Source organism: uncultured Aquimarina sp. (genome assembly GCF_947495315.1).
Lineage (GTDB): Bacteria > Bacteroidota > Bacteroidia > Flavobacteriales > Flavobacteriaceae > Aquimarina.
In genome coordinates this window covers 280,880-291,768 of the sequence record NZ_CANLYD010000007.1, presented here as the reverse complement: position 1 = coordinate 291,768, position 10,889 = coordinate 280,880, and the positions used below count along the sequence as shown (strand labels likewise).

7 protein-coding genes and 1 tRNA gene are annotated in these 10,889 nt (G+C 34.3%); 2 read left to right on the top strand and 6 right to left on the bottom strand.

Annotated elements, in window-relative coordinates:
- Positions 1–572: transposase (locus Q0910_RS14930; protein WP_299218128.1), on the top strand; the 572-nt coding region annotated here is incomplete at its 5' end.
- A 526-nt stretch (positions 573–1,098) separates the two neighbouring features.
- Here the strand turns inward: Q0910_RS14930 and Q0910_RS14925 are convergent.
- From Q0910_RS14925 to trxA, 3 genes are all read right to left on the bottom strand, one after another.
- Positions 1,099–1,172: transfer RNA gene (locus tag Q0910_RS14925), tRNA-Asp, on the bottom strand.
- 86 nt (positions 1,173–1,258) lie between these two features.
- Positions 1,259–2,188: a DUF58 domain-containing protein gene (locus Q0910_RS14920; RefSeq protein ID WP_299218135.1), complete on the bottom strand. Its 930-nt coding sequence runs from the start codon at positions 2,186–2,188 to the stop codon at positions 1,259–1,261.
- Between the two features lie 127 nt (positions 2,189–2,315).
- Positions 2,316–2,633 (bottom strand): thioredoxin, encoded by a 318-nt coding sequence (gene trxA / locus Q0910_RS14915; RefSeq protein WP_024772480.1) that lies wholly within the window; start codon positions 2,631–2,633, stop codon positions 2,316–2,318.
- 264 nt (positions 2,634–2,897) lie between these two features.
- Here trxA and Q0910_RS14910 point away from each other — a divergent pair, with 264 nt between their 5' ends.
- Positions 2,898–3,257 (top strand): hypothetical protein, encoded by a 360-nt coding sequence (locus Q0910_RS14910; protein ID WP_299218126.1) that lies wholly within the window; start codon positions 2,898–2,900, stop codon positions 3,255–3,257.
- 4 nt (positions 3,258–3,261) lie between these two features.
- On the opposite strand, the gene Q0910_RS14905 is transcribed toward Q0910_RS14910, so the two are convergent.
- The 3 genes from Q0910_RS14905 to dnaE all read right to left on the bottom strand — a co-directional run bounded on the left by Q0910_RS14905 (position 3,262) and on the right by dnaE (position 10,888).
- Positions 3,262–4,491 carry a multiheme c-type cytochrome gene (locus Q0910_RS14905; RefSeq protein WP_299218124.1) on the bottom strand — a complete coding sequence of 410 codons (1,230 nt, stop codon included), beginning with the start codon at positions 4,489–4,491 and terminating at the stop codon, positions 3,262–3,264.
- 209 nt (positions 4,492–4,700) lie between these two features.
- Positions 4,701–6,077, bottom strand: a complete 1,377-nt coding sequence (locus Q0910_RS14900; RefSeq protein WP_299218122.1) for a hypothetical protein — start codon at positions 6,075–6,077, stop codon at positions 4,701–4,703.
- A 425-nt stretch (positions 6,078–6,502) separates the two neighbouring features.
- Positions 6,503–10,888: a DNA polymerase III subunit alpha gene (gene dnaE / locus Q0910_RS14895; protein ID WP_299218119.1), complete on the bottom strand. Its 4,386-nt coding sequence runs from the start codon at positions 10,886–10,888 to the stop codon at positions 6,503–6,505.
- Position 10,889: the final 1 nt, after the last annotated feature.

The following is a 10,889-nucleotide window of genomic DNA, read 5'->3' as shown; positions in this document are numbered from 1 at the left end:
ATCGTTTTCACGTACAAAAACTAGCTTTGGAAGCCCTACAAGATATTAGAATCAAACATCGTTGGGAAGCTATAGACGGAGAAAATGAGCAGATTAAACAGGCTAAGAATAAACAAATAGAATATAAACCAGAAATATTTAATAACGGAGACACAAGAAAACAACTCTTAGCAAGAAGCAGATATCTACTCTATAAAGCACCAAACAATTGGACACAAAATCAATACCTAAGATCCAAAATACTCTTTGATCAATACCCAGATATCAAAAAAGCATATAACCTAGTACAAGGATTAAGAAATATATTCAACACAGCGACTTCTATCCAAACAGCCTATACTAAACTAGCACATTGGTATAAAGATGTAGAACAAACAGGCTTTAAAGCTTTTAATACTATTGCTAATACAATAACGATCAATTACAGGTCAATCCTAAATTACTTTATCAATCGAAGTAAAAATGCTTCGGCAGAATCGTTCAATGCCAAGATAAAAGCTTTTAGAGCACAGTTCAGAGGTGTCAAAAATGTAGAATTCTTCCTTTTTAGATTAACACAAATATTTGCATAAACACAACAATTGGTCTTGATCCGATTTAAGGCTTGTTTTGAGTTCTCCATATCTCTATAAAATAGAGGGGAATTGTATATTTAGTAGTCGATCAAATAAAAACGCTTGCTTATCATATTTAACAGAGAAGAGAAAGAAATGAAAATCGACACTTCCATAAGGGAAATTGACGAATCGTTTTGTGAATTTTCCAAGAACTTCCTTTTAGTAATAATGCAAAGGACTTTTTACAGTATTTGCTTGATGTGACATCACTCCGCTAACTAATCTCGTTACAGCAATTTTTTCTATTAAAATCGAATTAAAGGCTATCTTCTGGGATATTAGGATGTGAATACAATAAATATAGCATATGATATAATGTTACTTTTCCTTGATCCATTATCTAAATTAAAAAAAGCCTCTCCATTTTCAGGAAAAGCTTCTCATTGGTTTACTAAACCACCCACGCAACAGGCGTGGGACAACACAACTTCGTTAATTGCAAAAAAAAGCTTCAATGGTAGTTGAAGCTTTTGCAATTTTGCGGTCTGGACGGGACTCGAACCCGCGACCCCCTGCGTGACAGGCAGGTATTCTAACCAACTGAACTACCAGACCATTGCCTTATTGCGGATGCAAATATACACCTCATTTTAATACTCACAAATGTTTTTTCGATTTTTTTTGAGTTAATTTTTTTTATTTTATACAAATTTCTGCCTTTCAACTAAATACGTGGTTAAGATATTGTCAAAATCCTTTGTAACATCTGCTTCTACATATTTTATTTTATACTGTGAACATTTTAATTTAAGATCATAAAAATAAGATGAAACAGCTTTCTGATAATTTTCTTTGATATTATCAGCGTATAAGTTTACATGTTCGCCAGTTTCTACATCGATAAATCGAGTAGGGCGATTACTAAAGTCAAAATTTAACTCCTTTGTGCTATCAAAAGTATGAAACAATACTACTTCATGTTTATTGTATTTAAGATGTCTTAAAGCTTCAAATAGTTTTTCAGGACTTGATGTAGCTTGTAACATATCTGTAAACAGGAATATTAATGATCTACGATGAATTTTTTCCGCTATCTGATGTAAAAATTTATAGGTATCCGTATTTTTTGTATCAGGTGTAGAGGTTACAATTTGACTTAACTTACTTAAAAGCATTTGGTGATGTCTTTCGCTACCTTTTTCCTGAGTGTAATAATCGTAGGTGTCACTATAGATACTAAGACCGATTGCATCTCTCTGCTTTTTTAGGATATTCATTAAACAAGCCGTAGCGAGCGCAGAAAAACTAATTTTATTTAGTGATCCCAAATGATGTTCCTTTACTTCGGGATAGTGCATAGAAGAGGAATTATCAATAATAATATGACATCTTAGATTGGTCTCTTCTTCATATCTCTTAGTAAATAGTTTATCCGTCTTAGCATAGAGTTTCCAGTCAATATGTTTTGTACTCTCACCATTGTTGTATACTTTATGTTCTGCAAATTCTGCAGAAAACCCATGGAAAGGACTTTTATGCATTCCGGAAATAAATCCCTCTACTACCTGCTTAGCTAAAAGCTCAAGATTAGTAAAACCTCCGGTTTTATTTATTTCATTTTGGATATTCATCATCCTTCTTGATTATTAAAGGGCTATGGAATTAATTTTATGCAAACAATATACGTATAACTAATCTATTTTATATAAAAAAAGGGTTGACAATACGTCAACCCTTTTTTGTTCGTTATATCAATTCTTACATCAATGAATCGAGAGCTTCTGCATATACATTTTTAGGAGAAACACCAACTTGACGACCAACTACTTCTCCGTTTTGGAAAACTAGAACAGTTGGGATATTTCTTACACCGTATTTAGCAGCAAATTCTTGGTTTGCATCTACATCAACTTTACCTACAACAGCTTTTCCGTCATATTCTTCACTGATTTGCTCGATTATTGGACCTACCATTCTACAAGGACCACACCATGCTGCCCAAAAATCAACTAATACAGGTTTATCGCTTTTAAGTACCACTTCATCAAAAGTAGCATCTGTTATTTCTAATGCCATAATTATTTATTGTTTAAATTCTTATTCCTTTTTAATTTCACAAAATTAGTCAATAATTCTCCCAAAGCTTACAGTCATAATATTTGTTTTCACTATGGGGTTATTGAATTTCCTGATACCAAATATAATATTAAATTATTCCGGCTAACAATAATTCTTTAACGGATTAATAATTTTATTTACTGTTTAGGATAGAATTGGAATGGGATTGATTCAACTTTAAAGAAAAAAATTAACATTATATTTACAGCTGTAATAAACAAAATGAAAGAAATTGAACTATCATATTGTAATCTTGTTTTTAGAGAATCTCATGCTATTTTAGTAATGAAAGCAGATTCTGCCATCACGATGGAAATCGCAAGAGAAATTACGGATCATCTTGAAGTGTATTATAAAGGAAAGAATTTCATATTTATTACACATAGGAAGTATCCTCATGATATAGATCTAAATGTTTACAACGGACGAATATTAAAAAATATGATTGGTTTTGCTATTGTTTCTGAAAATCCTGAAGAAATAGAGAGAGCTATGCAAGAACAACCATTGTGGAACGAAGCCTTTACTTTTTTTAAAAAGCTTAATGAGGCTGAAGATTGGGCACTTAGTTTTTTTGACTAATTTTTTATTTCACTTTTTGATTATAGATTCCTATTAAATGAGTTCTTACATCTACCGAAACTTCACCATTTCCAGGTATTTGTATTTTCATTGTCTTACTTTTTACTAAAGGCATATGACATTGAATGCAATTGTTATTCAGTTTTTTGATCTCGCCTTTATCACCAGAGCAACTTATAGGGTTCGTTGTAGTACTATGGCAATTCATACATTTTTGATTAAATGAATTGAAATTTCCTCTTTCTTTTTTGTGAGGATCGTGACAAGTTATACAATCGAGCGAGGGACTTTGTTTAAAGCATTTGCTAGCTGTTAATAAACCATATTGATTTCCGTGTACGTCCAATTCTTCAAGACTTGATTCATCATAATCAGGAAATGAAAACTTTTTTAGCGTATCCCCTGTCATAAAAGAAAAAGCACGTTCTGTGGTTTCAGTTCTTAAACCAGAATGACACAAAGCACATGCGTCTAATCGTTGTTGATGAGATAATGAGCCATACTTTATAATATGCTTGGCAATAGTATCTTTGGGGTTTTGTTTGTGATACTTTACGTGATCTTTTACCGGTCCGTGACAACGTTGACAATCAATTCCGTATACTAGATTTTCTCTATGAAATTGATTGCTGTTTTTGTTTCCGTTTATATTTTGGGCGTAGGTAGTATGACATTCCAGACAACGTTCTAAAACAGGTCTGGCAGGAGCTAATTGGTTTGGAGCTCCAGGACTATTAATCCAACTATCAGTGGGAGTAAAATAAGAAGCTTGTAATTGGAACAGGTTATTGTTATTCCACATCAAATAAGACTGTCCTTTAGTTCCTGAACCTACCACAATATCCATTTTCGCAGAATAAAAAGGAACGCCTTGATCCTTGATTACTGGTTCCTGATAAAAACCAGAATCTTTTTCTATGAAGTTAAAAGTAACATCATCATTTAATCGTAATGCGTTTTTGTCTTCTTCAAAACTACCCTTAATTGTATTTTTGTTGGCAGGTTGGAAGGAATTGAAGTGTGCAGTGTGATGATGATCTTCCACTATTTGTTGATGACATTCTACACAGGTATATGAATCAATAAAATCCATTCCATTTGTATGGCTGGCTATGGGTGTAATGGAAATATATTCACTTTTGTCATTTGATTTTTTTAGATTGAAAGCGAAATATGATACTGTACCAAGAATAATAATACCGATAGTTATAATGTACAATTTATTCTTTTGCATAAGTTCTGATGTGCGATTCTTTTACAAGATATAATAATTTTAAAACAGACACGTCTATAATGTATTTAAGAATTGATATAAATCTGTTTCTTTATCTAGATTCAATTTTCAATTATTAAAAAAAGCTTAGTAACATAATAGTTACTAAGCTTTTCATATTTAACATAAAACTAAAGACAAATAAAATAGTTTATTCTTCAATCTTCTTTTTAGTTGTTTTGAGGTAATCCAATTTGGGAACCGATAACACTTGCGTCTGGTTGTGTAATTACAGGACAGTTTATAATCGCACCTGTTGCCGTTAGTAAATCCGATAAAGAATTTGCTAATGGACTAGGATTGGCATTTCCTCTGAAAGGGATTAAAATACCTTCTTCTAAAAGTTGATTTACTTGATCAAAACTTCTTAAAATTGGGCGATCAGATTCTGGAATTGTAAACTCAGTTACATGTGCATCCCACATTGGTGCATATCTTTCGTCTCTAGGATCAATTGGAAAAGTATTTGTTGGATCCTGTACTTGTTGATCGCTTAAAGAAGCTGTGTTCAAGCCTTGTACTCCAAAACCATCTGTATCCGTTGTTCTACCATTTGCTGTAGGGCTAAAAGGTAGCATAGAACCTCCTGGGAATAATCCAAATGTTGGTAAGTTAGCCAATCTTGGAGCAAAAACTCCTAACTCTATAGCTGCAGGTCCTGGATCTGAAGTATCTGTAACAATATGAAAGTAATATGGTCTACCATCTTGCCACCCGTCTAAAAGTTGCATTACAACTGAGGCTTGATTAATGGCTAAATTAGGATTGTTTAAATCATCTTGATCTTCGATGCTGTTTCCATTCGGATTTGGAATTCTATCATGAATACCAGTACTGTTGGCTACCAATTGAGCATTAATAACTACACCGCTAGGTAATACTACATATGATGACCATTTAGAATCTGCTATCGCACCAGGATTAGCTTCCGCTGGTGGGAAACCAAATAACAATCCATCTGGAGCTCCAGCGACTAAAGATCTTTTTGGCGAAAAATCCACCGATCCTTCAAAAACAAGTCTTCCTCTACGAGTGAAATATGCTTTTTGTTCTCCTCCTGATCCTACTGATGCTGCCATTCTAGGAGAAAAAATGACTCCTAGTTTTTTAGCCATAAATTTATCTGATGCTTCTGTTATTACATAGTATCCTTTTCTAAGGTTTCCATCTGGTAAGGTCTCCCAACCTTGAAACATTGGGAATCTAGCTGTGGGTCCAGCTGGGACAACAGACCTGTCTATTCTGAAATCGATACCTAAAACACTTGGTAAAAATACGTTTTGTGATTCTGTGAACCTAAGTGCAGGATTAAATACATTAAATGGGATTCCTCCGTCTTTACGAATACTACTTAATAGTATTTTGGCTTCCTTTAAAGCTCTAAATGATTGAAATAGTCCTTTAGATTGAGCTTCTTTTTCTAAGTCGTCTTCAGCTATTTCAATGGTTGTTAATTGATTTTCTGGAATTATAGCGTCATCAGTGCTACAGGCTATAAATAATGAGATTGTGAAAATACCTAAAAGTATCGTTTTGAAATTTTTCATTTTTTGTGTTTTAAGAGTTAAATTCTAAAAAAAAATAAAAACAATTGGCCAATCATTTTTAGGAGATCAAAAGGTTTTAAGATTTGATATATGTTGAGACGCTACCAATATTTTATACTTACAGCATTTGATTTTAAAATAAAGTGAATAGAGTCGTTTTTGAACTTTGTCAATTCGGAATTTTGTTGATTTTAAGGGTTTTACGAGGCGGTTGAGTGAAAATAGAATTTTTTAGGAAAGAGTTTTTTAACAAATAATTACCATATTTCCTCACTTTTTAAGAGTGTGTAGAAATGTCATAAGTGTTAGATAGCTAACATGTTAAGTGGATGTTTTTGACTTTTTTATAGAGCCAAATTGAAAAGTTATGTCTTTCCTGAAAACCCACTAATGCTTAATTAAAATATAAGATTAAGTTGTTATTTCTAATTCAATTTATAATAGACAGAATCATTTTCTAGAGCCATTAGTAATTCTTGAGAAATATTTACTTTTTGTTTTCGACTAGGCATATGTAATTTTAATTTTTCTGCCATCTCAAATATTACAAAGTTTAAGGTGTGATTTCCGGAATGCTCGGTTAATAATTCTTTAAGTCCGTCAATTCTCTTATCAGAAAGGTCATTGATATCTAATTGTATAGTTAATTTTCTAGCATAGGTTTCCATTACATCATGCAGTAACTGGAAACTGTTAAACTGTATCCTAGGATCTCCTTTTTTACCGGTATCTCGATTTACCCAACCTTCTTTTATAAAAGCTTTTGCGTACACAAAAGTACTTTGTACCAAGAAAGGTCTGTGTTTTAGATAGTCTTCTCCAAAAATTCTAAACTCGTGTGCAGTATTATAGTCTTCTATACTAAAAATAGCCCAACCTTTTCCGTTTTTAGAGGTACGGTGTTCTACACCCGTGATCACACCGCCAAATGATACTTCTCGATTCAGATTATTTTCTAAATCTGCAAAATTCAGAAGGTCTCCATTACAGAAATATTTCATTTCATATTTAAAATCATCCAGTGGATGGCCTGAAAGATAAATACCAACTACTTCTTTTTCTCGGGCTAGTTTTTCCATGGTTCCCCATTCTTCACAAGGAGGAACTACAGGCTCAGGAATCTGGACATCACTGGCTTCCCCAAATAAACTTACTTGAGAGGAATTTTCATTTTCCTGATATTTTGATCCATATTTCATCGCTTTTTCAAGAAATGTAACCCCATCTCCATCTTGATGAAAGTATTGACCTCTATGCGTTTCGGCAAAGGAGTCAAAACCACCAGCTAGTGCCAAACTTTCAAATGCTTTTTTATTGGCCGCTCGTAAATCAATACGTTTTGCCATATCAAAAATGGATTTATAGTGTCCATCTTCTTTTCTGTTTTCTACGATAGTGTCAACAGCTCCGGTACCAACACCTTTGATAGCTCCCATCCCAAATCGAACCGCGCCATCCTTGTTTACAGAGAATTTTCTATAGGATTCGTTAACATCAGGACCTAATACATCTAATTTCATACGTTTACATTCTTCCATAAAGAAAGTAACCTGTTTGATGTCATTCATGTTGTTAGAAAGCACCGCAGCCATGTATTCTGCTGGATAATGTGCTTTTAAGTATGCGGTCTGATAAGCTATCCAGGCATAACATGTAGAGTGAGATTTGTTAAAAGCATAAGCTGCAAAGGCTTCCCAGTCTTTCCAGATTTTTTCCAGACTATCTTCGGCATGGCCTTTAGCGGCAGCTTGTTTAATGAACTTAGGTTTCATTTTATCCAAAACTGCTTTCTGCTTTTTACCCATTGCCTTACGAAGTACATCGGCTTCACCCTTGGTAAAATCTGCAAGTTTCTGTGATAATAACATCACTTGCTCTTGGTATACTGTGATTCCGTAGGTTTCTTTTAGATATTCTTCACAGGCTTCAAGGTCATAAATGATTTCTTCTGTGCCGTGTTTTCGATTAATAAAACTAGGGATGTATTCTAAAGGACCTGGACGATATAATGCGTTCATTGCAATAAGATCTGCAAAAACAGTAGGCTTTAATTCCTTCATATATTTTTGCATCCCAGGAGATTCATATTGGAAGACTCCAACTGTTTCTCCTCGCTGGAACAACGCATAGGTTTCTTCATCATCTAGCGGGAAATTCTCCGGATCGAGATCTACATCGTGTTTAGCTTTTACAATTTTAACCGTATCCTTGATTAAAGTTAATGTCTTTAATCCCAGGAAATCCATTTTTAGTAGTCCTGCATCTTCTACAACAGAGTTGTCAAACTGCGTACAGTACATATCCGAATCCTTGGCTAAGGCAACAGGAACGAATTTGGTAATATCATCTGGGGTAATAATAACTCCACAAGCATGAATTCCTGTGTTTCTTACAGAGCCCTCTAGTATTCTTGCTTGATTTAAGGTTTCAGCTTCCAGATCATCACCTTCTGCAATTTTTAGAAGTTCATTTACTTTTTCTAATTCATCGCTTCTAAATTTCTTCTTTAAAGTAGCTTCATCTACGCCAAATATCTTTCCTAATTTAGACATATTAGGAATCAACTTGGCAATACGATCCGAATCTCCAAGAGGTAGATCAAGTACACGAGCTGTATCACGTATAGAGGATTTTGCCGCCATAGTACCATATGTAATGATCTGTGCCACTTGGTTAGCACCGTATTTTTCGATTACATAGTCCATAACACGGCCACGTCCCTCATCATCAAAATCAATATCGATATCGGGCATACTTACACGATCTGGATTTAAGAATCTCTCAAAAAGTAAATCATACTTAATTGGATCTAAATTAGTAATCCATAAACAATAGGCAACTGCTGATCCTGCTGCGGATCCACGTCCTGGACCCACTGAAACTCCCATATCTCTTGCTGCACGGATAAAATCTTCTACAATCAGGAAATATCCTGGATATCCAGTTTTTTCGATTACTTTTAGTTCGAAATCCAGACGCTCGTCAATTTCTGGAGTGATTTCTCCATATCGAATTTTGGCACCTTTATAGGTAATGTGTCTTAAGTATGCATTTTCTCCTCTCTTACCATCGTCAACTTTATCTTCTTCGGATTGAAATTCTTCTGGAATATCAAAGGCTGGTAATAATACATCCCTAGCAAGTACAAAAGGTTCTATCTTGTCGACAACTTCTTGAATATTGATAATAGCTTCAGGAAGGTCTTTGAATAAATTTTTCATCTCTTCAGAAGACTTAAAATAATATTCTTGATTAGGCAAGCCGTAACGATAACCTCTTCCTCGACCAATAGGAGTTGCTTGCTTTTCTCCATCTTTTACACACAAAAGAATATCATGTGCATTGGCATCTTTTTTCTCGCAATAATAGGTGTTATTAGAGGCGATAGTTTTTATGTTATGTTTTTTAGAGAAGTCAATCAGTACTGGGTTTACACGATTTTCATCTTCTTGATTATGACGCATAATCTCTATATATAGATCATCGCCAAATTCTTCTTTCCACCACAATAAAGCTTCTTCGGCTTGTTTTTCGCCGATATTCAATACTTTACTTGGGACTTCACCATAAAGATTCCCAGTTAGTACAATGATATCTTCTTTATATTGTTTGATAACCTCTTTGTCAATTCTAGGTAAATAGTAGAACCCATCTACAAAACCAATGGAAGACATTTTTGCAAGGTTATGATATCCGTTTTTATTTTTGGCGAGCAGCACAACTTGGTACCCGTTATCTTTTCTGGATTTATCTTTATGATTCTCACAAACAAAGAATTCAACACCAATGATAGGTTTTATCTCTATTCCAGTGGGTTCTTCACCATTTTCTATGGCTTCTTCGTTTGCAGCTTTTACACTTTTATTGTGATTAGTAACCGCGGATACAAAATGAAAAGCACCCATCATATTTGCATGATCAGTCATGGCAACAGCTGTCATTTTATGTTTAGCTGTTTCTTTCACTAAATCAGGAATACTAGTAGTGGATTGTAAAACCGAAAATTGGGTGTGATTATGAAGATGTGCAAAGTTTACTGAATCAAGAGCTGCAATATTTTTTTTGATCTCTTGTTGAGAAATATCGGAGCTGCCTTGTTGATCTAAAGCATCTTGGATTTTTTGTGAGGCCTTTTTAAGATTTATATGTTTTAAACCTATTAATTGAATAGGTTCTTTGTGAAGCTCTTTAAAATTCTGAAAATAATCAGGTTGAACATCTAGTTCTTCCTGTGTAAAAACTTGTTTACGGATCAATTCCAAAAAACATCGGGTAGTAGCTTCTACATCCGCAGTGGCATTATGTGCTTCGCCAAATGCTGTTCCAAAAAGATATTCGTGCAGTTCGGTTAACGTAGGAAGTTTAAATTTTCCTCCACGTCCTCCAGGAATCTGACATAAACTAGCAGTAGTTTCTGTACAGGTATCTAGAACCGGCAGTTCTTGCAGCTGATTGTCGATACCAAGTCTGTAAAACTCAGAGCCCATAATGTTAATATCAAATCCTACGTTCTGACCTACAACGAATTTGGTTTTGGAAAGTGCAATATTGAATTTCTCTAAAACTTCTGCTAATGTAATACCATCTTGATCTGCTAATGCGGTAGAAATTCCGTGAATTTTTTCTGCGTCATAAGGAATGTTAAACCCTTCGGGTTTTACTAAATAATCCTCGTGCTCTATACAGTTCCCCATTTCATCGTGTAACTGCCAAGCGATTTGGATACATCTTGGCCAGTTATCTGTGTCGCTTATTGGAGCATCCCAACGTTTAGGTAAACCTGTTGTTTCGGTATCAAAAATTAAATACATA